Source organism: Flavobacterium hauense (assembly GCF_054457175.1).
Genome location: NZ_JBTKVX010000012.1, coordinates 46,055 through 68,791 on the forward strand (window position 1 = coordinate 46,055; position 22,737 = coordinate 68,791).

Genomic DNA, 22,737 nt, shown 5'->3' on the forward strand with positions numbered 1-22,737 from the left:
TCGCAGTTTGCAGTAAGCTTCACTAATAATAAATAATTACCTATTTTCGTTATCTAAACAAACCCACTCTCATGAAAAAGCTGTTTACAGTTCTTATATTCTCTTTGTTCTTTAGTATTGCTGCAAAAGCACAGGAGCAGTTCTCATTGTATTTTGATACCAACAAATATGAACTTAAAAATGGCGAAGACAAAAGACTGGAAAGCTGGCTTGCCGCCAATAAAACATCCAAAATACTTGCCATAAATGGCTATACCGATGAGGACGGAACCATTGGCATGAATGACACCCTTGCGCAGCGCAGGGTAAGCCATGTTTTTGCGCTTATCAAAGACAAAGTAAAAATCCGTGAGGACTTCAAGACAAGAAGCTTCGGGAAGCTGCACAAACAATCGCCGGTAAAAGCTGAGAACCGTAAGGTGACCATTTATTACCTGCTGCAAAAAGACCTTGCCCGTGAGAACGAGATACTCGGTATTACGGAAACGGCACCTAAACCGACTGTAAAGAAAGGACCTGTAGTATATCCGTCAACCGTAAAGGTAATGGGGCCGGGAGGTAAGGAAGAAGAACTGAAACTTGATGTTGAGTTTATGAAAAAGCTAGGAGAAGCCAGGGCAGGCGAAAAACTACGTATTGACAATCTTAATTTTCATGAAAACACCTTTGGCGTCATGGCTGATTCAAGGCCTAAGTTATTTGAACTTTTAGAGACTATGAAGCTTAATCCGGGACTGAAAATAAAGCTTGAAGGGCACGTGTGCTGCATGAAAGCCGACCGTAACAATCTTTCCCGTGAAAGGGCAAAAGCAGTAATGAAGTTCCTGAACATTAACGGCATCGAGAAAAGCCGCCTTTCGTTTGAAGGTTTCGGCGTAAGCCAGCCGATGTACCCCATCCCTGAAAAATCTCCCGAAGAACGCGAAGCCAATCGCAGGGTTGAGGTACTTATCGTGGAGAATAATTAGTTTTTAGGGGTCGGTTGATGGTTGCCAGTTGTTGGTAAACTTCACTGATAACTTACAGCAAGGTTCTGTCATTCTGAGCGCAGCGCAGCGTAGTCGAAGAATCTCTTTTGGAATAGAAGAGATTTGCTCTGCCAGTCGGCTAAAGCCTCGTGCCTCCTATCGTCGAAATGACAAAACGCAGCGGCCTTGGGTGTGCCTGTACAAGAGTGCACCTTTTTCCATTCTAACTAAACCTCCCAAAAGAGAAGAGAGGAAGGAAGAGAATCAAACTCAAAAAATCTCTCTCCTTGCTTTTATAACTTTAGATATTTATAGTTTTATAATGATATCTTTTTAAGGGATGTTTATAGTATATCTTTATATATAATATTTATATAGGTCGTGATAGTTTTGGAAAGTAGTATAAAACTAATAGAAGACTAGTAAAACTCATGTCTTTGTTACTGCTCGTGATGATGGGTATAACAATGGTCGTGATATGGTCGTGTTTATGAATACCAATCGTTACCGATTAGGTCAGGAAGCAAAAAAAAGTAATTATCACATTGCTACATTAAATAATCGTTACATTGTATAATTACTACATTAACCCTATCTTTGCGCCTTAATTACAAACCCATATCCATGAGTTCTGATAACAGCAAACGTTACAGCCAGAGGGGTGTTTCGGCCTCTAAGGAAGACGTGCACAACGCCATTAAAAACATTGATAAAGGTCTATTTCCTAAGGCTTTCTGTAAGATCGTACCTGATTACCTTACAGGTGATGAGGATTACTGCCTTATAATGCATGCCGATGGTGCAGGGACAAAATCATCCCTTGCCTATATGTACTGGAAAGAAACAGGCGATATCTCTGTATGGAAAGGCATTGCTCAGGATGCGCTTATCATGAACATTGACGACCTACTTTGTGTAGGTGCGGTGGATAACATAATGCTGTCATCAACTATCGGGCGTAACAAAAATGTTATTCCGGGTGAGGTGCTTTCGGCTATCATCAACGGTACTGAAGAGCTTATCGACGAACTGAAATCATTTGGCGTTACCATCCGCTCTACCGGTGGTGAAACTGCCGATGTGGGCGACCTTGTGCGTACCATTATCGTTGACTCTACCGTTACCGCACGCATGAAACGTTCTGATGTTATTGATAATGCGAATATTCAGCCGGGTGATGTTATCGTAGGCCTTGCGTCGTATGGCGAAGCGTCTTATGAAAAAGGATACAATGGCGGTATGGGCAGTAACGGACTGACGTCTGCACGTCACGATGTGTTTGATAACTATCTTGCAAAAGCATATCCTGAAAGCTACGATGCAGCAGTTCCTGCTGAGCTTGTTTACTCAGGAAAAACCAAACTTACCGATGCGGTTGAAGGTAGCCCTATCGATGCAGGTAAACTGGTACTTTCGCCAACGCGTACATACGCGCCTATCATCAAGAAGATACTGGAGAAATACTCTCCAAACGAAATACACGGAATGGTTCATTGCTCTGGTGGTGCACAAACTAAAGTGCTTCACTTTGTAGACAACGTTCACGTGATAAAAGATAACCTGTTCCCTGTGCCCCCGCTATTTAAGCTTATCCAGGAGAACTCAGGTACCGACTGGAAAGAAATGTACCAGGTATTCAATTGTGGTCACCGTATGGAGGTGTATGTTCCTGAGAACATAGCACAGGATATTATCGCTATCTCTAAATCATTCAATGTAGATGCGCAGATAGTAGGAAGGGTAGAGGCTTCGGATAAAAAAGAGCTTACCATTACCAGTGAGTACGGTACTTTTAACTACTAAGATTCATATTTGAGTTTATACGGAATCCACTTTCGGGTGGATTTTTTGTTTTCTGTCATTTCGACCGAAGCGCAGCGTAGTGGAGAAATCTCTAATAAATATTGAACGCGGATGACACTGATTCGCGTGGTTTATGATTAAAATTTATTTCCCTCAAGTCTAAAGGATTAAGTTTTTTCCTATCTTAGGCTTATGCAACAATCCATCCCAATTAAAAAAAGAACCTTTCTTGACGCCCAGTGGCGCAAGCTGATCATGATGAACTATGCGGTCGATCCCGAAGTGCTGAAACCGTACCTTCCTTTCGAAACGGAACTCGACCTTTGGAACGATACCTGCTATGTGAGCCTTGTTGGTTTTATGTTTCAGGAAACGAAGATGCTAAAGATGCGAATTCCTTTCCACGTAAATTTTGAGGAGATCAACCTGCGTTTTTATGTTAAGTATAAAGATACAGAGGGCTACAAGCGTGGTGTTGTTTTCATTAAGGAGATAGTGCCCATGCCATCGCTGACGCTGGTCGCGAACGCACTGTATAAGGAGAATTATGAAACGCTGACTACGAGTCATGCCTGGATAGAAGGTGATGATTCCCTTACCGTAAAATATGGCTGGAAGAAAGACGGCAGATGGAATGTTATCAGGACGACTTCTGAAAAAGAACCTGTAGATATTGCCGAAGGCAGTGAAGAAGAATTCATTACCGAACATTTTTGGGGATATACTAAGATAAGCGATACGCTTACATCTGAATATGAGGTGGTACATCCGCGCTGGCAGGTATATCCGATAAAAGATCACGCCCTAAGGGTCAATTTTGAAAAGACTTACGAGCCGGAGTTTGCGTTTATGCAAAATCTCAAACCGGTATCGGTTTACCTGGCTGAAGGCTCTGAAATTGTCGTGAAGCAGGGGAGGAAGATAAAGAGTGAATTAGTTGTCGGAAGTCTGATGTCCGAAGTGTAGTAAATTGCTGTGGCAGTTTTCTGACATAGGATTTATATGAAAAAAGCCCTTCGCATTGCGAAGGGCTCTTACAACCAAATCAATCCTTATTATCACTAATTTACCACGAGTTTATGTGTTTCAGATGTATTGTCTGAAACGATTTGCATAACATAGGTACCTGTCGCAATACCGGTCATGCCTATCTCTATATTCATAACATCAGCTTTTACTTCTTTAACCAGTTTGCCTGTAGCAATCTCATAAATTGAAATGTTTACTGCGCTACTATAGTTAGATGCCAGGGCTACATTGAATACCCCGTTTGAAGGGTTAGGGTATACAATGCTCCTGTTTATTGCAAATTCTTCAACACCGGCAGTAGTACAGTCTTCCTGTGCTTCGTAGGCACCAATGTCACGAATATCACCAAATACTGCAAAACCATTCTGGTCAGCAAAAGTATCTGTTGGGTCACCCTGATTAGCAGCCGGGCTTGGGCAGCTTAGTATGTGTACAGGTGTTCCGTCTTCGATTTCTGTCAAAGCAGAAAGTGATATTTCTATTGGCAACGAAATGCTACCTATAATATCGTCTTCAGTTTCTACAAAAGCTTCACCGTCTACAATTGCAACAAGGTTGAATCCTCCTGATGTTATTGTACCATCGTTACCAAACAGGTCAGCTCCAATTAATGCAGTATTGCCTGTTACAAGTGTGTTTTTTATATTGATAGTATTAGTGCCTTCATTGGCAATACCACCGCCGTTTACTAATGAACCATTTAAGGTAAGTGTATTGGCATTCAGTGTAAGCGTACCATTATTGTATATACCTCCACCGTTAGTAAGTGATGTATTGCCTGATAGTGTAGAAGTAGTTACTACTGCTGTACCACCTTTAACGTGTATTCCGCCACCTTGTCCAAGCAATCCTGTTGCTGTATTGGCCGAAAGGGTAGAAGTGCTTACGTTAAGCGTACCGCCATTGTTATAGATGCCTCCGCCACCGTCGGTAACGTTTAATCCTGTTGCTGTATTAGCCATTAAATGCACACCTGCAATTGCCATTGAACCTGTACCATTCCAAAGTCCGCCACCCTGTACAGCAGTGTTACCGCTTACAATGCTGTTGGTAAGTGTTACATTACCTAGTCCTGTCATGTGCACACCACCACCATTACCGGGAGAAGAACCAGCGTTGTTCAATGTAAGGGTTACGTTGTTCATGGTTACAAAACCTGCTGCAAGGCCATTGTCTTCTACACCACCACCGGCACGTGTAGCTATGTTGGCTGTAATTTCAGTATCTTCAATAGTTACTTTACCGCCTACGTCGTTAAGTATACCACCACCACTACCGGCTGCTCCGTTGGCAGTATTGCCTGAAATCGTTGTATCTCCGCTGATGTTCAGCATACCGCTAAGGTTGTAGATTCCGCCACCACCCTGATCGGCACCTGCACCACTTGCAGTATTGTTGCTGATTACGGTACCTTCAATAGTCATAGTTCCTGTGCCATTCCAAAGTCCGCCACCTTCAGCACCGGCTTCATTATCACTTACTGTTCCGCCGGAAATAGATACTGTTCCTGCACCAGTTACATGAAGTCCTCCGCCATTACCGGGTGAGTTGTTTGTTGTGTTAGAATTAAGAGTAACATCAGTCATGGTAACAAAACCTGTAGCTCCTGAGTTATCTTCTATACCACCACCGGCACGGTTAGATACATTTAGTGTTATTTCTGCGCCGTTTATTGTAAGCTTGCCGCCCACATCGTTAAGTATACCACCACCGCTACCGGCTGTTCCATTTGCAGTATTGCCAGTAATCTCAGTTTCAGAATTTATGTTCAGCATACCGCTAAGGTTGTAGATTCCGCCACCACCCTGATCGGCAGCTGCACCGCTTGCGGTATTGTTTGAAATGATAGTGCCTTCAATAGTCATGGTTCCTGAACCATTCCAAAGTCCGCCGCCTTCAGATGTTGCGTTGTTATTACTTACGATACCACCTGTAATTGTAGCGTTGCTTGCTCCTGTAATATGAAGTCCGCCTCCGTTACCCGGATTAGAACCCGCCATATTCTCGTCAAGAGTAGTGTCGTTAAGCGAAATACTTACAGCAGAAGCTGCATTAACCTCAATACCACCACCGGCTCTGTTGGCCATGTTTTCAGCAATGGTAGAGCCATTCACTGTAAGCGACCCTCCTGTACCAACCAATATACCACCGCCGCTACCGGATGTTCCCATAGCTGAGTTGTTAGTCACGGTAGATACATTTAGCGTAAGGGAGCCATTGGTTACATAAATACCGCCACCGCCTTGTGTTGCAAGCATACCCATGGCCTGGCTATCAGAAATTGTACAATTATTCATCATTGTGGTACCTCCGGAAATAGAAACGGCTCCGCCACTATCAAGTGTTGAGCCATTCGTCACGGTCATGTTGTTTATTATAACATTGCCTGTAGTAATAAGCAGTACTCTTGTTGTACCGTTACCGCTGATAATGGTGTTTTCGTTGCCATTACCATTAATTACAATGTTTTTGTCAATAGTTACTTCGGTTAAAAGTGTAATTGTAGTTCCGTCCAGTGATGCGTCAAAAAGTATTGCACCATCGGCGGCTACATCAAGTACTGCCTGCCTGAACGAACCAGCTCCGGCATTGTTAGCATTAGTTACGGTAATTTGGGCGCTCGCCGAAAAGGTAAACAGCAAACACAATCCCGTAATCATTTTTAGATAGGTAAAAGTTCTTTCCATAATATATAATTGGTGTTAATTGTTATTATAAAGCTACGATGTAAGACCCTTAATGGATTTTTAATGAGTGAGTTAAATATATCTTAACGTAATTGCTGATGCTTAAAAAGGATAGTGATAGTATAGCTTCACACAAAATTGACTACTTTTGTGTTAACAAAAATTTACCACCTAAATATGAAAATAAACTTAAAATCGGGTGTTGATAAATTGCTTTTCGGAATGAAAGAGAAGGATGTAAAGGATCTTTATGGTACTCCTTCAAAGCAATTTAAAGATGATGACGACAATATCATTTACCTGTATAACGACAAAAAAATAAGGCTTACCTTTTACCAGGATGAAGAATTCAAATTGGGGTACCTTATCATTTCGCATCCCTCGGCTGAGATCTTTGGCTCAAAAGTGATAGGGGAATCATGGAAATCTATTGAGGCTGCTGCAAAAGCAAATGGCCTTAAAGATTTTGAACTTGAAACGTTTGATACTGTTGACAATCAATTTAACGAAGCCAACTGGGTTATCTTCCAGACTGAATTTGATACGGTTATTAAAATTGAGCTTGGAGCGACAATCAATAAAGATGATGAGTTCGACTGGAAATTTAAGGCTTAAATGTTTTTTATAGCGACATAGCGGTGCTACGTCTGTTATAATTAAAATGACAACAATAAAAAAGGGATTCCATATTGGAATCCCTTTTTGTTTTATATCGAAACAGAATTATTTTCCTGCAGCCGGAGCCGGAGGCGTTTCTGTCATTTCAAGTTCGAATATAAGGTCCGCGTTAGGCCCGATGCCAGCACGTGGGTTACCTCTTTCTCCATAACCAATGTGGCCCGGAATGAATACCAAAATTTTGTCACCAAGAGACATTGCTTCTACACCTTCAATAAAACCTGCGATAAGGCCTGTTTTAGTACCGATTGTGAAAGGAATAGGTGAATAAGCTCCGGCAGCATCTTTTTGAGGGATATAGTTACCGAAAGCCTTAGCTACAGGAACCAGGCTTGAATCAAATAGTGTTGCAGTCCCATTATCAAGGAAACCCGAGTAAGAAAGGAATACCTGTGAACCGTCAGCCGGTTTTTTACCTGAACCCTTTTTAGTGATCATATATTGCAGTCCTGAAGCCGTTTTTGTAGCGCTTTTTTTGATGTCAGCAAAGTAAGCTACTTTATCTGCTTTTGTTTTAGCGATGGCATCTGCTTCTTTTTTCTGTTGTGCTGCTATTTTTTCGTAGTATTCTTTAAATACTTTTGGAGCATTAAAGCTTTTAGCATCTTTACCATTACGGATTATCTTTACAGATATGATCTGGTCGTTTTGCTCGATAGCGTTTACAACATCCTGTCCTTCTACCACATGTCCGAAAACTGTGTGAAGCCCGTCAAGGTGCGGGGTAGGAACGTGAGTGATGAAAAACTGGCTGCCGTTAGTACCTTTTCCTGCATTTGCCATAGAAAGGATACCCGGTTTGTCGTGTTTAAGATCAGGAGTCGTTTCGTCGGCAAATTTATAGCCCGGTCCACCTGAACCATCACCTTTAGGATCGCCACCCTGAATCATGAAATCTTTAATTACACGGTGCCATTTAAGTCCGTCATAAAACTTTTTGCCTTTGTACTCAGCACTTACAAAATCCTGTTGTCCTTCGGCAAGTGCCACAAAGTTAGCAACAGTAAGTGGGGTTTTCTGATACTCCAGCTGTAAAACAATCTTTCCTTTATTAGTTTCGATTTCGGCATAAAGGCCATCACCCAGTTTTACAGGTGCTGGTGAAGCTGTAGGGGTAGTGTTACATGAAAAAAATAAAGCCACGAGGCTTACAAAAAAACTTGTCATTGGTTTCATTTATATTAGATTAATTCTCTTTTATCTGGCCCTCAGGCTTAATGTCGTTAAGGGTAACGGTACATATAAGCGGCTGGTTAGTGCCAATTCTGTTATTATCGCCATGATAGCCATATCCCATGTGTGAAGGGAATAAAAAGGTAACTTTTTCGCCTTCGTTCATAAGTTTGATGCCATCACGCAATCCCATCATTATATTTTGCTTGTCTACATAATACACCTGCGGCTTTAATTCTGCCTTTGTATATATTACGTTTCCTTTAAGGTCTTTTATCTCATAATCAAAAAAGGCAACATCGCCACGTTTTGGGCGTATGCTGTCTGTAGTGACTTCCATATCATAATGGTACCAGTACCCTTTGTCAGACGCAATGTATTTTATCTCCGGATTGCTTTTGATGATAGAGTCTATCTCCGATTCTTCATTGGCAACCAGCTTTTTGTTCCTCTCTACAGATTCTTTCATGAATGTACCCGATGAGTGGGAAACAGGCCTCCTTGCCTGCTGTTGTGAGCAGGAAGTTATCATAATCCCCAGAAGCATAAACGGTACTATAAATATCTTCTTCATTGTATCAGTCAATTTTCGTGTGTGCTAAAGTAGCAATAAATTTTTGTATGGTAGCCTCTAAACTTTCGGTAGATTTTCCACCGGCAGCATTTATGTGGCCGCCACCGCTAAAATGCTCACGGGCATACTGGTTAACATCAAAATCGCCTTTGGAGCGGAACGATATTTTTATGATGCCCTCATCTTTATTTTCGGTAAAGAATGCAGTAAACACGATATCTTTCATTCCAAGGCCATAATTTACGATGCCCTCTGTGTCTCCTTTACTATGGCCAAAGCTGTTTAGTTCGTCCTGGCTCAGGGAGGTATATGAGGTTTTATAGGCAGGCAACACTTTCATGTTCTGCAAAGCCCTTGCCAAAATTAATATCCTATTGTGCGAGTGATTGTCAAACAGCAAGCTGTGTATGGCAGTATTGTCTATTCCAAGGTCTATGAAATCTGCAACTACTCTATGTGTAGTGCCTGTTGTAGAAGGATAACGGAAAGATCCTGAGTCGGTTACAATACCTGTGTAAAGGCAGGTTGCGATGGTTTTATCGATAAGCGATTTTTCGCCCATACCAACAATAAAATGATATACCATTTCGCAGGTAGAGCCAAATGAAGTGTCAGAGAACGTGTACAGTGCGTAATCCCCGGGTTTCTGATGGTGGTCTATCATTATGAAGGTAGTATCCAGTTTTTCAAGGGCAGCACCCATTTGATCGCCCGTACGGCTTAGTACGTTAAAGTCAAGCGTAAAAACAATATCCGAAGCTTCAAGGATTTTGGTAACTGTTTCGGTTTCCTTTTCAAATACTCTAACGGTATCTGACGATGGCAACCATGCCAGAAAATCAGGAAATTCGTTAGGAGTTATCACTACTGGGTCGTGGCCTTTCAGTTTAAGGAAATGGTATAATCCCAGTGTAGATCCCATGGCATCGCCATCGGGGTTGCGGTGAGGGATGATTGCAATTTTTTTTGGTGAAGCCAACAGTTGCTTCACGCCATCAATATCTTCGGGTTTCATCATGATGCGAATTTACATTTTTTTCTCCTATAGTAAAACTATTAACAACTGCTTAATAAACAAAACTCCGTAAAGCCAGATGCCTTACGGAGTAGATATGTTTACTATAAATATAAACAAAACTAATTATAGTTATTACCTGTTCAGTATTATTTTTCTTGTAGAACTAGTATTCCCGGATTTAAAATTCAGGTAATATATTCCGTTTGACAAATGAGATATGTCTATGTTTTCACCTTTTTTTATTTTTTTGGTATAGAGCAATTGTCCAGTAGTATTGTAAAGTGTTAAATCTGCTTCTGTCAATTCATCAAAGTCAACAGTGATAATTCCGGTTGTAGGATTAGGATAGGCTTTTATCGCTGAAGTTTTTTCGACACTGTCTAAGCCTGCAGTTGCACCACTAAATTTATAAAGTTCCCTGCCAATACCACTACCTGAAACTGAAGCAAAATACCAGGTATTGTCTACAATTGCTACATTAGGACTTTCCCCTCCGCCGGTTAGCGTTCTTATGCCATATAATGGAGTTTCCCACGCTACTGTTGTGCCTGCATCTGTTCCATCACTTTTCCATATCTTATCGGTATCACCATTATTTCCTCTAAAATAGAGGGTATTGTTAAAATTAAATAAGTCACTTACTGTAGATGAACCATCCGGTGTAAGGTTTTTTACCATAACAGTTCCGGCAGCTGTACTGTTGCTTTTCCATAATTCATTTTGAACTCCGTCATAAGCTGAAAAATACAATATGTTATTTATGGCTACAAAATTGCTAAAGTAAGAGCTTGCAGCTCCCGGATTTATATCTTTAACTATTACAGTACCCGCAGCGGTGCCGTCACTCTTCCATAATTCTTTGCCGCTTACACCATCATTTGCTGTGAAATATAGATGGCCATTCATTGCATTTAAATTCTCGATCATACCATCAGTAACTGTTCCACCAAAATCTTTTAGCATCACAGTTCCTCCTTCTGTACCATCACTTGTCCACAGCTGATTATCAGTAGAACTGCCTCCCTGACCACCACTAAAAAACAATTTGCCTTCTACGTTAGTTAAAAATCGTACAGGGTTCGAACCTGGATGTATGTTTTTAATTAGCACAGTGCCGCTGGTTGTACCATCGCTTTTCCATAGTTCATCGCCTTTTGCGAAAAAATATAACGTTCCGTTTGCGATTGTGAGCGAATTGGGGTCAGCATCTGAAGATAGATCGTAGATATCTTTTACCATAACTGTTCCGGCAGCTGTTCCGTCGCTTTTCCATAATTCCCAGCCATGAACTCCATCATTGGCGGTGAAAAATAAAGCGCCGTTAAAGCTTATGAAATTCTTAGGATAAGAATCATATTGGTCCGCACGAATTTCTTTTACCATAACTGTGCCTGCTGCAGTACCATCGCTTTTCCATAGTTCTTTTCCATAAGTGGCATCAGTAGCACTAAAAAATAAAGTACCATTTACATCGGTAAGGGAACTTGGGTTAGATCCAAAATTGTTACCGGTGTAAATATCTTTCAGCATCACGGTTCCTTCTGCTGTACCGTCGCTTTTCCATAATTCTGTTCCGCTTGTTCCTGCCGAAGCCGAAAAAAACAGATTGCCATTACAAGGTGTAAGCCATGTAGGACTGCTTGAATTTGATGGGTCAATGTCTTTAACCAGTTGCTGTGCAGATGCGTTTATCCCTAAAAATAAACAAACAGCATAAAATAGCGTAGTTTTTGATGTCATAATGATTGGGTTTATGGTATAAAGGTATTGAGAATAATACTATGAAAAAATACCTTTAAATAGGGATATTTTACCGTGAATCAAGTTACTACGATGTCAAAAATTACGCTATTTTATAAAGAAGTATGGGTTTAGAATAGTTGTATTATTCTTTAGGAGCAGTATCATGGTTTACCATCCAGTTGATGCCAAACTTATCGGTAAACATACCAAAGAATGCGCCCCAGAATGTTTTCTCAAGTGGCATGGTAATCCTGCCGCCTGCAGACAGTCCGTTGAAAAGGCGGGTAGCTTCTTCTTCGCTTTCAGCATTAATTGAGATCGAGATATTATTCCCTGTAGTCATCACATGTCCAAAAGAATCTAATGCATCGCTGCCCATAAGGATCGTCTCTTTACTGATAGGCAATGACACGTGCATGATGTAATTTTTTTCTCCTTCCGGAATTTTGTCACCGTCTGGCATTTCGCTGAAGCGCCCGATATATTGGAACTCGCCCCCAAAAACGGATTTGTAAAAATTGAATGCTTCTTCGCATGTACCCGAAAAAGTAATATAAGGATTAACTTGTGGCATAATTGTTATTTGTTTTTGTTTGTGAGAAGTCGGACGTCCGATATTGATATTGGCAATTGTTACATTATAATTTAAAACTCTCAAACAGCCTTGTTACATCAAAATAAAAGCCTTTGAGCTCATAAGAGTTTTCGGCTAAAGTAAGATAATCATATTGGTGTTCTATGAGCTTTTGTTCTCCGCCAAAGCGAAAGCCCAGGATATCAAGGATTTCGTATTCGTTTGTGGTATTTATCACGAAAAAGCTGTTTTCCTGAGTTGTGCCATCGCCGGTGCTCAGTATGGCATCGATAATGATGCTTGCCTGAATTTCTTCTGTTCGGGACTCTTTGTATTTGCCCAGTTCCTTAAAGGCATATACACGGTATTCTTTTATACGGATGCTAAAAGGGAAATCTTCCAAAACCTTATTGGAGATTTTAATGAGTTTCTCCAGTGTCTTTTTGTCTGACTTTTGGCTTCTGAGTATTTCGTTAAGCTCTTCCTGTGAATCGGAAATGCTGTATGGGGAGTAGTTTTTCTGGAAGGAATAGCCGTAATATAAATGTCTTTTTTCTTCAATGGTCATGGTGCTGTCGGCTTTTTTATAGCGCTCGTACAGAGAATTGAAGTAAAGAGGCGATTTTTTGTCGCCTACATTTTTTTCTATTTGTTTATAGTCTGGTTTTGTGAATTCTTCTGTCTGGCAGAAAGCCGTTGTAGAGAAAAGCAGGAAAAGCAATGAAAAAAGAGGTTTCATCTTTATTGAATTAGGAAACCTAAAGGTAAGTAAAAAACCTAATTCAGGAAATGCGGATTGTTAAATTAATCTCCGCCGCAGCCACCACCGCAACCGCTGCACCCGCTCGAGCATCCATCGGATGAGCACCCGCTGTTGTCATGATGAGATGAACATCCGCTATGCCCTTCTGAAGATGTGCAGGAAAAACTGCCGATACCATCACCATCTGTGCCGCTGTTTCCTCCCTTGCCGTTATTGTTGTTCCGGTTTGCAAAGGCAATGATGGCTCCAATAGCAAAGAGTACCAGTATGAATCCTTCACCCGACGCCTGTATCAACAGGGTGCTTATGGCTATGCCAATGAACTGTATTGCTAATCCGGGTGGATTTAGTTTAGGTTTCTTTACGAGCCAGTAGCGACTCAGGTTAACCCTTTGGAAATTAATTTCGCTAAACCGGGTCTTATTATCGTGCCAGATGTCGGGTGGAGGCACGGTGACAAATTTTTCAAGGTAAATTTCGTGCAGTCCGGTGTAGAGGGTGTTGAACTTTTGCTGTTCTTCTCTGCCGCCTTTAGTTGGGTTGTGATGAATCTCTCTTTCGAGGGTGTTTTTGCAGAGGTCGTTCCAGTACGATTTGGTGTAGGTAAGGTGCAGATGCCATGCCTGGTCTACCGGGTCGCTGGGTGTTACCGGAGTAGGAGAGGTACAGCACAGGAAGAGGAATTTTTTGTACTCTTCAATAACCCTGAGCGTGTACTCCCTGTTCCAGCCGTTCTCGCGGGCAAGCCGCTGTGAGAAGGTTAATCTGACATCGGTTTCATCAAGTTGGAAGCTTTTTAGCTTGTTCCAAAGCGGTGTTTCAGTTTGTGTCATTTTTATTTAAAGGTACTCTAAACAAAAGCCAATAGGCTAGTTTTTCAGTTCATTTATTGGCCTGCTTGTTACAGATTTTTAACATCCTTAAATGATAATCTAACGTTTACATAATAAATCGGTTATCGTAATTAAATCGGGCTATATTTGTTAGCAATCGGAGTAGAGAATTCACTGATGCGGTAGTACGCTTTATGTAGCAATTTACGTCGTTAATACAGATATGAACTCTCAATAACAAAACCATGACACTGATCTCCGAAGAAAAATTTTCTGAAATTGCCGGACTTTCTAAAATTCCCATCCCCGGCCTGTCTTCTTATCTGATGAAGAAGATGAAGATCGATAATTTAAATACTATTGTAAAAGAGGCGGGTAATCTTGAGGGTGCTGCGTTTTCGAGCCATGTTTTAGAAGCAATAGGCGTGAAGGTTCAGGTTAATGCTTCTGACTTACAGAATATCCCCGCTGATGGTGCATTTATAGCCGTTGCTAATCATCCTTACGGAGGCATCGAATCGTTGGCACTATTAAGTACAATTGCACGGGTGCGTCCTGATACATTATATATGGGGAATTTTTTGCTGAAGAAAATCCCTAACCTTGAAAAATGCATTATTGGGGTAAACCCATTTGAAAACGTACAAAATTCGTCGAGCATCAGCGGATTGAAAACAACGTTCAAAACCTTGAAAGACGGAATTCCTGTAGCCATTTTTCCTGCAGGCGAAGTGTCATCCTATGACTTAAGGACAAATTCGATCACTGATAAGGAGTGGCATCCTGTCGTTGGTAAAATCATAGCTAAAGCGGGTGTGCCAATCCTGCCCATATACTTTCACGGCAATAATGGTATTTTTTTCAGTTTACTGAAATCGGTGCATCCGATGCTGCAAACTTCGAAACTGATTTCAGAACTCTTCAATAAAAAAGGGCATGTTTTAAAAATAACCATTGGGAAACCCATAGTAGCGAGTGAGATTGAAGGAAAGGACCCGTCACTTTTTTTATTGAAGAATTTAAGGAAGAAAGTTTACGCTCTGAAGGGTTAATAATTAGAAGTACCGAATCTTTTCACGGCCTCCGGAGTTACAGGAGCAAAGAAGTTGATGAGGTTCCCGTCTGGGTCGCGGAACAATGTAGAACGGTTGCCCCACGGCATAGTTATCGGCTGTTGAAGAATATCTTCGGTAGTATTCTTAACCAACTCGTAGCTGTCGTCCACATTGTTAACGAGGAATTCAATAATTACACTTTTGTTCGATGATGGTTCGGCTATGTTTTCTCCAAATAGTGCCAGTGTTTTTGTACTGCCTATGGCAAGGTTAGAAGAAGGAGTGCCTATTTCTGCAAAATCTTCGGTATGCCATGTAGCAGTAAGGCCTGTAACTTTTTCGTAAAAATCTACAAGGTGTTTAATGTCTTCAGTAATTATCCGTAATGATCGTAAGTTCATAATAATGTCTCATTTTGTGATTAATGAGGCAAAATTATTTTGGAAGTATGACAACAGTGTGTCAGCAGGTTTTTGATTTTTTAATTTTTAGAGTATTAACTTTGAAATGCTTAGTGTTCTTTGCGTAAAACCTTGTGGACTTTATAGTTAATTGCTTAAAAATCAATCAATCTAAAAAACCGTAAATCTCATTTTTCATTTTCACATATAAGTATTACTTTTGCGCATGCAACACAATGTACTTATTCTAGATTTCGGATCGCAATACACTCAGCTTATTGCGAGAAGGGTTCGCGAGTTAAATATCTTCTGCGAAATTTTCCCTTACAACAACCCACCGGTTGATTTATCATCTTATAAAGCGGTAATATTATCAGGTAGCCCATTCTCTGTAAGGGCTGAAGATGCTCCGCACCCGGACCTTTCTCAAATTCGCGGCAAGCTGCCTCTATTGGCTGTTTGTTATGGTGCACAGTACCTTGCGCATTTTAACGGAGGTGAGGTAGCGCCATCTAACATTCGTGAGTATGGACGTGCTAATCTTTCTTTTATCAAAGAAGGTGAGCCTTTCCTGGAAGGTGTTTCTGAGAACAGCCAGGTATGGATGAGTCACAGCGATACCATCAAAAAACTGCCTACTGGCGGTGTAGTGCTAGCAAGTACTAAAGATGTGGAAAACGCAGCTTACAAGATTGAAGGCGAAACTACGTATGCAATACAGTACCACCCTGAGGTATACCACTCTACTGATGGTAAGCAGATGCTTGAGAACTTCCTTGTGAAGATAGCTCAGGTGCCACAAACCTTTACACCTGGGTCATTCGTAGAGGACATCGTAGCAGAGCTTAAAGGTAAAATTGGCGATGATAAAGTTGTTCTTGGTCTTTCAGGCGGAGTTGACTCTACTGTTGCTGCTGTGCTTTTAAACAAAGCTATCGGTAAAAACCTTTACTGTATTTTTGTTAACAACGGATTACTTAGAAAGAACGAATTCGAAAGCGTTCTTGATCAATATAAAGACATGGGACTTAACGTAAAAGGTGTTGATGCATCTGACCGTTTCCTTTCCCAGCTCGCAGGTATCGACGATCCTGAAACAAAACGTAAAACAATTGGGCGTGTATTCATCGAAGTATTCGACGATGAGGCAAACATGCTTGATGATGTTAAATGGCTTGCTCAGGGTACTATCTATCCTGACGTTATAGAGTCTGTTTCAGTAAAAGGTCCGTCGGCTACTATCAAATCGCACCACAATGTGGGTGGACTTCCTGACTTCATGAAGCTTCAGGTGGTAGAGCCATTAAGAATGTTATTCAAAGACGAAGTGAGAAGAGTAGGTGCTACTTTAGGTATCGACCCTGAGCTTCTTGGCCGTCACCCATTCCCGGGACCTGGTCTTTCTATCAGGATCCTTGGTGATATCACTCCTGAAAAAGTACGTATCTTACAGGAAGTTGATGCGGTATTTATCAACGGACTTAAAGAGCATGGACTATATGACAAAGTTTGGCAGGCGGGAGCAATCCTTCTTCCGGTAAATAGCGTTGGTGTTATGGGTGATGAGCGTACTTACGAAAAAGTAGTTGCGCTTAGGGCTGTAGAATCTACCGACGGTATGACGGCAGACTGGGTTCATTTACCTTATGAGTTCCTGATGAAAATTTCTAATGAGATCATCAATAAAGTAAAAGGTGTTAACCGTGTTGTTTATGACATTAGCTCTAAACCACCGGCCACTATTGAGTGGGAATAATCTTTTACAGATCTATATATAGAGAAGCCGTGCATTTTTTGCATGGCTTTTTTTATGGCTAACGAATTTTTGCCACCAATTACACGAATTAACACGAATCAAATTAGTGTAATTGCTGGCAAAGAACAAATTCTGGTGATTTTGAAATCGAAATTTTGTCTTTCCGCTAAAATCATTACTTTTAGGCATCCAAATGACCAAGATTACTGTTATGAAAAAAATGCTGCTGTTACTGGCCTTGTTTTTTGTTTTCCAAAGTGTTTCGGCACAGGATGACAGGGATAGCCAGACAAATACTGAAGAAAATCCTCCCGAGCTAATTGACCTGGATACCTATTTTATAGATCATAAGACCATGATGGGTGAGAGGATGATCATGATATCTAAAAAATATATGGTCGATCCGGACGAGATATATAAATACAATGAGGTGCAAACGGATGGTTTAGGTTTGGTGCCCGGGCAGATATTAAAGATTCCGCTACACGAGTCGCATAAAAAAGACCTTGATAAATTTAAGGCTGACCTGATAAAGAAGAATGGTGGTAATCCTATACAGGTGCCTGCCGTACCACCTATAAAGAAAAAAGAAGAAGAGGAAGAAGAGGACGAATAGTCCTCTTTTTTATGTAATAGCCTTTTGGTATGGGTTTTGTATTTTTAACTGAAATTTATAAGATAAAACTATCGAATAGTGGGAGTAAAACCTAAATTTGCAAGTGTTAAATTGTTCCAAAAAAATCACACCATGAAGTACCTTGTAATTTTTATTTTTTCATTGGCCTTGCTGTCAACGCCTTCTTATGCACAGGATTATAAAAAGCATAAGGTTGAGAAGGGAGAGACTGTAGCAAGCATAGCAAAAATATACAAAATTACCCCATACGATATTTATCGCCTCAATCCGGATGCAAAGAACGGCCTGAAGGAAAATACAACCCTGCTTATACCAAACAGTATAAAAGCACCTCAGGTTGCTCCGGTAAAAGAGAAGCCTACTAAAGTTGCGAATACGATACACGAAGTTCAGCCTAAAGAAACACTCTTTAGCCTTGCTAAAAAATATGATGTATCGGTCGATGATATCAAAAAAGCTAACGGCGCCACTCTTGATAATGGACTTCAGATAGGTCAGAAAGTGATCATACCTATTAAAGGCAGTGGTGTTGCTGCCCAGGTAAAAGCTGAAAAGAAAGCCGAAGCAAAGCCTAACTATCCGTCGTATATGTATCACGTAGTAGAGAAGGGCGAAACAAAGTATTCTATTGCCAAAGAATATGGCATGACCATTCAGTTACTGGATGAGCTTAACCCTGAAGTAAAAGACACCCTTCCGTTAGGCTATAAGCTTAAGCTGGATAAGAATGCAATAGTTAAGAAAGAAGATGCTAAGCCTGCAGTTGCTCCTGCACAGCAGGAATATTCAAGCTATGAAGTTCAGCCAAAAGAAACGCTTTACAGCCTTACAAAAAGAACAGGTCTTACCGAAGACCAGATAATTGCGCTTAATCCTGAAGTTAAAGATGGTCTTAAAGATGGTATGGTTTTAAAGCTTCCAAAAGGGGTGAATACAACTTTTGTTGCAGATGCATCTACTAAGTCTGTTTCGGGACTGATATCAACCCTTAAAAAATCAGAGACTAAAGAACTGGCTCTTTTATTGCCTTTCCATATATCAAGGATAGAATCGGATACCATTCGTGCCAAACTGTTACGTTCGGATAAATTCCTGAACATGACGCTTGATTTTTATGCGGGTGCCATGATGGCAATTGACTCTGCTAAAGTCCTTGGCCTTCCACTAAAGGTTAAGATACTGGATTCTAAAGAAAGTAAAACATCATCTGACGTTTCTGCACAGGCTCCGGGCCTTGCAGGAATGGATGCTATTATAGGTCCGTTTTTCCCTAATAATGTTGAGACACTTGCCTCGTTACTGGCTACTAAAGGTGTTCCTGTAATTTCGCCTTTATCTAAGGAAGAGGCTAAGCCGCATGCTAACCTGTATCAGTCAGTACCGACATCGGAAACAGTAAGGGGTGCAATGCTGGATTACCTGAAAACGAAAAATGGTAATCTTATTGCTGTGGTAGATGCCAAAAAGAACAGCTCAAGGCAATTTATAACCTCCAACCTTCCCGCTGTAAAATTTGCATCGCTGAATACCGATGGGACCATTATGGTTGATGCTTTAAAAGCAATGTTGGTTAAGGACAGGATAAACTATGTTATTCTTGAAACCGAAAGGATAGGGATGATATTGGGTACTACCAAAGCGCTTACAGACGCTCTTGCAGATTACCAGATACAGCTTGTGGTACTGGAGCGTTATGATACCTTCGATACCGACGAATTGCCGCTTACAAGGCTTACTAATCTTAAAATGCTTTATCCTTCTGTTACTAACGATAGTGATACACCGGGCAGTTTATTGTTTGCTAAAGTGTTCAGGGAAAAAAATAATGTAATGCCAAACCAATATGCTACACGTGGCTTTGACCTTACGTTCGATACAATTCTTCGTCTTTTTCAGCCGGAAAACTTTAAAGAGGTAACAGCAGAGAAGGCATCAGAGCAGGTAGAGAATAAATTTGCTTACGCATCAGTTAAAGGAGGAAATTACAACACAGGCGTATATATATTGTATTACGATCAGGACTTAAGTACTAAAATAGCTCAATAATTATGACATCTAAAGTAACTTACCTTGGGGAGTTAAGAACCTCTTCTGTTCATCTGCAATCGGGCAGCGAAATAATAACAGATGCGCCAACCGATAACCATGGTAAAGGTGAGGCTTTTTCGCCAACCGATATGGTTGCCAATTCGCTGGCTACCTGTATGCTTTCATTTATGGGTATTAAGGCCAATGAATTAAAGGTTAACCTTGAGGGATCAACAGCTGAGGTTACCAAAACCATGCAGGCAGATCCAAGGAAAATAGCAAAGATAGAAGTGATTTTCAACATGAAGTCGGATGCTGACGAAAAGTCAAGAATAATACTGGAGCGTGTGGCAAAAACATGTGCCGTAGGCCTTAGCCTGCATCCTGATGTAATTCAGGATGTGACATTCAACTGGTAATCAAAAAGTCCCGCTAATTTTAGTGGGACTTTTTGATTACCATCCTTTGCGTTTTTTTAATTCGGTAATGTGGGCAAGGTGATGATTGCAGTGCCATGCATAAAAGCTGATGTTTTCTACAATCTCAATTTTTTGGTTGCCTTCAGGATGTATAAAAGTTACTTTAAGGTCTTCTTTGGATAGTGACTTTAATAATGTAACCCATCGGAAATGCAGTCCTTCGAGTATATTCAGGCTGTGTAGTACAGGTAATGTCCTGCCGTCTTCTAATTCAGCCCATTTATCTTCCTGATATGCTTTTATGGTTGGATTATCTTCGGTTAATGCAAGCTTAAAACGAATATAGCTGTTTAGGTGGCTATCAGCACAATGATGAACCACTTGTCTTATTGTCCATCCCCCGGCTCTGTAAGGAGTGTCTAACTGTTCATCGGAAAGGTAGGCCGTTTCTTTTTTTATTGCTTCAGGAAAATTTGAAAGTGTTTTAATGTAATCGGATAGAATAAAATCCGTGTAGTTTTCGGGTGCTTTAAATTTCCCAATTGGAAAACGCAGTTCTTCAATATCATTATTAGACATAGGATATCTGTTTAGAGTCTACTAATGTACGATTTTTCGGGATTGTATAAGGATGTGGGTAAAACACTTACGAGTATATAGGTAAAATCCCCTTCTTCATGGGGATTTCTTTTTAGATGCTGGTAGTAGTTTTGGTGTAACAAATTATAAACCAATTATTACCATGAAAAAAGTTACCCAAATTTTAAGATTTACCGGTATGATATGCTTTCTGCTTATTGCAGTAGCGGTTGTTTCCTGTAGTGACGATAGTGATGAAAAAGATGACACCGGCAATTCGGAAATTGTAGGTGTATGGAAGAAAACAAAAGAAGAGGCCAGGCAGGGAAATGAAGCCTGGGAAGATGTTACAGAAGACTGTGATCTCGATGATACCGAAGAATATGAAGCAGGAGGTGACTGGACATTATATCCTGGTACAGTAACCTGCGGCAGTGCAAACGTAATCAAGGGCTCGTGGGAGCTAAAGGCTAACAATACAAAGGTTGTTTATTCATATGATGAGTTTGAAGGCGAATTTGAAAGTAACATTGAAGAGCTTACCAACACTAAAATGGTGCTTACCCATAGTTCCGGCGATATTGATGATACACAATACAGGGATACTTATGTAAAGAAATAAGTATAGGATAAAAATCATTATCCAATAGGGGAAACCCTCCTAAGGATAGGTTTTTCTTTGACTCTCGGTAAATTAATTTTGACTTAACAAAAACACGTAAACCTTATTATTATGAAAAAAATTACTCAATTCTTACGATTAGGCAGTTTCTTCTGCTTGCTTTTTGCTTCTGTCCTTGTGGTGTCATGTGAAGATGACAGTGAGGAGAGTACTAACAACAATAACGGTGGAACCTTTGGCGGAGTATGGACACGTCTTCCGGGTCCAAGTGGCGACAGGACGGATCTTGCTATTGGTGGGATAGAGGGCGAATCCTCTAATCGTGTCTACATGTGCGAAAAAAGGGGCTCTACTGCCGCGGGACTATACAAAGGGTATATTGACGGGAACTACATTACATGGGATTCAGAGTACGGCTTATGGGATACGTATCTCGAAATTGTAGACGGAACTCTTGAGTTTTCATATCCTGACTGTGATGTTTGTCTTGTGACCGATTATAAAAAAGGCTCATGGGAAGGAGACTGTGGCGAGCTGTCTAACAATGGGGGTGGCGGTTCAGGAGACGGACAGGTAATGTTTTGGGTTAGAAGTGACTTAGATTGCGGCTTTATTACTGTAAATATTGCAGGTATATCAGATACAATTGATGGGTATTACAGCTCAGGATCGCCATCATGCGGAGCTACTTCGGCAGCTACTTTTCAAATACCTGCAGGTAGCTACAATTATAGTGCAAGTTGTGACGGGCTTACCTGGAATGGAACTGTGACCGTTTCTGCTGATAGCTGCTTTAAAATGGAGTTGACAAATTAATATAGCAATATGCTAATTTTTCAATGTAGCAATGAAAGAGAAATGCTATGCATTGATTGCTATAACTGTAAATCAGTAATTTTTCACATTAAATTACACTACTTTTGCCTCTGCCACCAGCGGGGGCATTTTTTATTTTAAAACCTTCACATTTGGACCAGCAGAAAGAATTCCTGATAAAGCTCGCACATACAAAAATGCCCTTTGGTAAATATGAAGGCCGCTATCTTATAGAGCTGCCTGAATATTATGTGGTATGGTATCATAACAAAGGCTTTCCTGCAGGGCAGTTAGGGCAGATGCTGCAATTGGTATATGAGCTCAAGCTTAACGGCCTCGAAAATATCGTCAGGAATATCCAGCGCCTGCATCCGAAGAAGTAATCTTTATGTATCAATGTGATAATTTCCTACTGTACCAATTGATAGGTAGTAGTGGTAATTGTTACATTAAATCATTTGGTGCATTGTTATATTGAATAAGACAGTTTGGCAGGTTTTGTATTCATAGCATCATTTTTGGGTAGGATAATAAACCCGTTGATGTTATAAGCGTCATTACATTGCTACATTAAATAATTG

Annotated in this window: 22 protein-coding genes; 12 read left to right on the forward strand and 10 right to left on the reverse strand. The window is 40.7% G+C overall.

All coding sequences use genetic code 11. The annotated features are described in order from the left end of the window. Positions 1-71 precede the first annotated feature (71 nt). The 3 genes from ACX0HA_RS10375 to ACX0HA_RS10385 all read left to right on the forward strand — a co-directional run bounded on the left by ACX0HA_RS10375 (position 72) and on the right by ACX0HA_RS10385 (position 3,737). Positions 72-968, forward strand: coding sequence for an OmpA family protein (locus tag ACX0HA_RS10375; protein WP_458845212.1), 897 nt, complete (start codon positions 72-74; stop codon positions 966-968). Positions 969-1,592: 624 nt separating this feature from the next. Next, positions 1,593-2,771 carry an AIR synthase related protein gene (locus ACX0HA_RS10380; protein ID WP_458845213.1) on the forward strand — a complete coding sequence of 393 codons (1,179 nt, stop codon included), beginning with the start codon at positions 1,593-1,595 and terminating at the stop codon, positions 2,769-2,771. Positions 2,772-2,963: 192 nt separating this feature from the next. Then, on the forward strand, positions 2,964-3,737 hold the full coding sequence (locus ACX0HA_RS10385) for a YqjF family protein (protein ID WP_458845214.1): 774 nt from the start codon (positions 2,964-2,966) through the stop codon (positions 3,735-3,737). A 95-nt stretch (positions 3,738-3,832) separates the two neighbouring features. Here ACX0HA_RS10385 and ACX0HA_RS10390 read toward each other — a convergent pair whose 3' ends face one another. Next, a complete protein-coding gene (locus ACX0HA_RS10390) occupies positions 3,833-6,487 on the reverse strand; it encodes a T9SS type A sorting domain-containing protein (RefSeq protein WP_458845215.1) in 2,655 nt (884 codons plus the stop codon). 177 nt (positions 6,488-6,664) lie between these two features. Here ACX0HA_RS10390 and ACX0HA_RS10395 point away from each other — a divergent pair, with 177 nt between their 5' ends. After that, positions 6,665-7,102 (forward strand): hypothetical protein, encoded by a 438-nt coding sequence (locus ACX0HA_RS10395; RefSeq protein ID WP_458845216.1) that lies wholly within the window; start codon positions 6,665-6,667, stop codon positions 7,100-7,102. Positions 7,103-7,210: 108 nt separating this feature from the next. Here the strand turns inward: ACX0HA_RS10395 and ACX0HA_RS10400 are convergent, their stop codons facing one another. From ACX0HA_RS10400 to ACX0HA_RS10430, 7 genes are all read right to left on the reverse strand, one after another. Then, the gene (locus ACX0HA_RS10400) at positions 7,211-8,332 is read right to left on the reverse strand and encodes a peptidylprolyl isomerase (protein ID WP_458845217.1); all 1,122 of its coding nucleotides are present in this window, start codon (positions 8,330-8,332) and stop codon (positions 7,211-7,213) included. A gap of 19 nt (positions 8,333-8,351) precedes the next feature. Beyond that, positions 8,352-8,912, reverse strand: a complete 561-nt coding sequence (gene gldI / locus ACX0HA_RS10405) for a gliding motility-associated peptidyl-prolyl isomerase GldI (protein ID WP_458845218.1) — start codon at positions 8,910-8,912, stop codon at positions 8,352-8,354. Between the two features lie 4 nt (positions 8,913-8,916). Beyond that, positions 8,917-9,930 (reverse strand): DHH family phosphoesterase, encoded by a 1,014-nt coding sequence (locus tag ACX0HA_RS10410; RefSeq protein ID WP_458845219.1) that lies wholly within the window; start codon positions 9,928-9,930, stop codon positions 8,917-8,919. Between the two features lie 132 nt (positions 9,931-10,062). After that, on the reverse strand, positions 10,063-11,670 hold the full coding sequence (locus tag ACX0HA_RS10415; protein ID WP_458845220.1) for an ELWxxDGT repeat protein: 1,608 nt from the start codon (positions 11,668-11,670) through the stop codon (positions 10,063-10,065). Between the two features lie 145 nt (positions 11,671-11,815). Continuing rightward, on the reverse strand, positions 11,816-12,247 hold the full coding sequence (locus ACX0HA_RS10420) for a VOC family protein (RefSeq protein WP_458845221.1): 432 nt from the start codon (positions 12,245-12,247) through the stop codon (positions 11,816-11,818). Between the two features lie 64 nt (positions 12,248-12,311). After that, positions 12,312-12,986 carry a DUF4919 domain-containing protein gene (locus ACX0HA_RS10425; protein WP_458845222.1) on the reverse strand — a complete coding sequence of 225 codons (675 nt, stop codon included), beginning with the start codon at positions 12,984-12,986 and terminating at the stop codon, positions 12,312-12,314. Between the two features lie 65 nt (positions 12,987-13,051). Beyond that, positions 13,052-13,843 (reverse strand): glycine-rich domain-containing protein, encoded by a 792-nt coding sequence (locus ACX0HA_RS10430; protein WP_458845223.1) that lies wholly within the window; start codon positions 13,841-13,843, stop codon positions 13,052-13,054. A gap of 245 nt (positions 13,844-14,088) precedes the next feature. On the opposite strand from ACX0HA_RS10430, the gene ACX0HA_RS10435 reads away from it, so the two are divergent. Continuing rightward, the gene (locus ACX0HA_RS10435) at positions 14,089-14,895 is read left to right on the forward strand and encodes a lysophospholipid acyltransferase family protein (RefSeq protein WP_458845224.1); all 807 of its coding nucleotides are present in this window, start codon (positions 14,089-14,091) and stop codon (positions 14,893-14,895) included. Here the strand turns inward: ACX0HA_RS10435 and ACX0HA_RS10440 are convergent. After that, entirely contained in the window at positions 14,892-15,299 is a 408-nt protein-coding gene (locus ACX0HA_RS10440; protein ID WP_458845225.1) for a VOC family protein, read from the reverse strand. The genes ACX0HA_RS10435 and ACX0HA_RS10440 overlap by 4 nt on opposite strands. Positions 15,300-15,525: 226 nt before the next feature. Here ACX0HA_RS10440 and guaA point away from each other — a divergent pair, with 226 nt between their 5' ends. From guaA to ACX0HA_RS10460, 4 genes are all read left to right on the forward strand, one after another. Continuing rightward, a complete protein-coding gene (gene guaA, locus ACX0HA_RS10445) occupies positions 15,526-17,055 on the forward strand; it encodes a glutamine-hydrolyzing GMP synthase (protein WP_458845226.1) in 1,530 nt (509 codons plus the stop codon). Between the two features lie 211 nt (positions 17,056-17,266). Next, a complete protein-coding gene (locus tag ACX0HA_RS10450; protein ID WP_458845227.1) occupies positions 17,267-17,671 on the forward strand; it encodes a LysM peptidoglycan-binding domain-containing protein in 405 nt (134 codons plus the stop codon). Between the two features lie 132 nt (positions 17,672-17,803). Continuing rightward, positions 17,804-19,738 carry an amino acid ABC transporter substrate-binding protein gene (locus ACX0HA_RS10455; RefSeq protein ID WP_458845228.1) on the forward strand — a complete coding sequence of 645 codons (1,935 nt, stop codon included), beginning with the start codon at positions 17,804-17,806 and terminating at the stop codon, positions 19,736-19,738. 2 nt (positions 19,739-19,740) lie between these two features. After that, positions 19,741-20,139 carry an OsmC family protein gene (locus ACX0HA_RS10460; RefSeq protein ID WP_458845229.1) on the forward strand — a complete coding sequence of 133 codons (399 nt, stop codon included), beginning with the start codon at positions 19,741-19,743 and terminating at the stop codon, positions 20,137-20,139. Positions 20,140-20,175: 36 nt separating this feature from the next. Here ACX0HA_RS10460 and ACX0HA_RS10465 read toward each other — a convergent pair whose 3' ends face one another. After that, on the reverse strand, positions 20,176-20,718 hold the full coding sequence (locus ACX0HA_RS10465; RefSeq protein ID WP_458845230.1) for a YfiT family bacillithiol transferase: 543 nt from the start codon (positions 20,716-20,718) through the stop codon (positions 20,176-20,178). 163 nt (positions 20,719-20,881) lie between these two features. Between ACX0HA_RS10465 and ACX0HA_RS10470 the strand changes: the two genes are divergently transcribed. From ACX0HA_RS10470 to ACX0HA_RS10480, 3 genes are all read left to right on the forward strand, one after another. Beyond that, positions 20,882-21,340: a lipocalin family protein gene (locus ACX0HA_RS10470; RefSeq protein WP_458845231.1), complete on the forward strand. Its 459-nt coding sequence runs from the start codon at positions 20,882-20,884 to the stop codon at positions 21,338-21,340. 111 nt (positions 21,341-21,451) lie between these two features. Next, positions 21,452-22,156: a hypothetical protein gene (locus tag ACX0HA_RS10475; RefSeq protein ID WP_458845232.1), complete on the forward strand. Its 705-nt coding sequence runs from the start codon at positions 21,452-21,454 to the stop codon at positions 22,154-22,156. A 152-nt stretch (positions 22,157-22,308) separates the two neighbouring features. Then, the gene (locus ACX0HA_RS10480) at positions 22,309-22,539 is read left to right on the forward strand and encodes a DUF3820 family protein (RefSeq protein ID WP_458845233.1); all 231 of its coding nucleotides are present in this window, start codon (positions 22,309-22,311) and stop codon (positions 22,537-22,539) included. The last annotated feature ends 198 nt before the right edge of the window (positions 22,540-22,737 follow it).

What these genes read in the sequence shown, in the direction of transcription:
- ACX0HA_RS10375 (WP_458845212.1), top strand. Translation starts at nt 72, where the DNA reads ATGAAAAAGCTGTTTACAGTTCTTATATTCTCTTTGTTCTTTAGTATT.
- ACX0HA_RS10380 (WP_458845213.1), top strand. Translation starts at nt 1,593, where the DNA reads ATGAGTTCTGATAACAGCAAACGTTACAGCCAGAGGGGTGTTTCGGCC.
- ACX0HA_RS10385 (WP_458845214.1), top strand. Translation starts at nt 2,964, where the DNA reads ATGCAACAATCCATCCCAATTAAAAAAAGAACCTTTCTTGACGCCCAG.
- ACX0HA_RS10390 (WP_458845215.1), bottom strand. Translation starts at nt 6,487, where the DNA reads ATGGAAAGAACTTTTACCTATCTAAAAATGATTACGGGATTGTGTTTG.
- ACX0HA_RS10395 (WP_458845216.1), top strand. Translation starts at nt 6,665, where the DNA reads ATGAAAATAAACTTAAAATCGGGTGTTGATAAATTGCTTTTCGGAATG.
- ACX0HA_RS10400 (WP_458845217.1), bottom strand. Translation starts at nt 8,332, where the DNA reads ATGACAAGTTTTTTTGTAAGCCTCGTGGCTTTATTTTTTTCATGTAAC.
- gldI (WP_458845218.1), bottom strand. Translation starts at nt 8,912, where the DNA reads ATGAAGAAGATATTTATAGTACCGTTTATGCTTCTGGGGATTATGATA.
- ACX0HA_RS10410 (WP_458845219.1), bottom strand. Translation starts at nt 9,930, where the DNA reads ATGATGAAACCCGAAGATATTGATGGCGTGAAGCAACTGTTGGCTTCA.
- ACX0HA_RS10415 (WP_458845220.1), bottom strand. Translation starts at nt 11,670, where the DNA reads ATGACATCAAAAACTACGCTATTTTATGCTGTTTGTTTATTTTTAGGG.
- ACX0HA_RS10420 (WP_458845221.1), bottom strand. Translation starts at nt 12,247, where the DNA reads ATGCCACAAGTTAATCCTTATATTACTTTTTCGGGTACATGCGAAGAA.
- ACX0HA_RS10425 (WP_458845222.1), bottom strand. Translation starts at nt 12,986, where the DNA reads ATGAAACCTCTTTTTTCATTGCTTTTCCTGCTTTTCTCTACAACGGCT.
- ACX0HA_RS10430 (WP_458845223.1), bottom strand. Translation starts at nt 13,843, where the DNA reads ATGACACAAACTGAAACACCGCTTTGGAACAAGCTAAAAAGCTTCCAA.
- ACX0HA_RS10435 (WP_458845224.1), top strand. Translation starts at nt 14,089, where the DNA reads ATGACACTGATCTCCGAAGAAAAATTTTCTGAAATTGCCGGACTTTCT.
- ACX0HA_RS10440 (WP_458845225.1), bottom strand. Translation starts at nt 15,299, where the DNA reads ATGAACTTACGATCATTACGGATAATTACTGAAGACATTAAACACCTT.
- guaA (WP_458845226.1), top strand. Translation starts at nt 15,526, where the DNA reads ATGCAACACAATGTACTTATTCTAGATTTCGGATCGCAATACACTCAG.
- ACX0HA_RS10450 (WP_458845227.1), top strand. Translation starts at nt 17,267, where the DNA reads ATGAAAAAAATGCTGCTGTTACTGGCCTTGTTTTTTGTTTTCCAAAGT.
- ACX0HA_RS10455 (WP_458845228.1), top strand. Translation starts at nt 17,804, where the DNA reads ATGAAGTACCTTGTAATTTTTATTTTTTCATTGGCCTTGCTGTCAACG.
- ACX0HA_RS10460 (WP_458845229.1), top strand. Translation starts at nt 19,741, where the DNA reads ATGACATCTAAAGTAACTTACCTTGGGGAGTTAAGAACCTCTTCTGTT.
- ACX0HA_RS10465 (WP_458845230.1), bottom strand. Translation starts at nt 20,718, where the DNA reads ATGTCTAATAATGATATTGAAGAACTGCGTTTTCCAATTGGGAAATTT.
- ACX0HA_RS10470 (WP_458845231.1), top strand. Translation starts at nt 20,882, where the DNA reads ATGAAAAAAGTTACCCAAATTTTAAGATTTACCGGTATGATATGCTTT.
- ACX0HA_RS10475 (WP_458845232.1), top strand. Translation starts at nt 21,452, where the DNA reads ATGAAAAAAATTACTCAATTCTTACGATTAGGCAGTTTCTTCTGCTTG.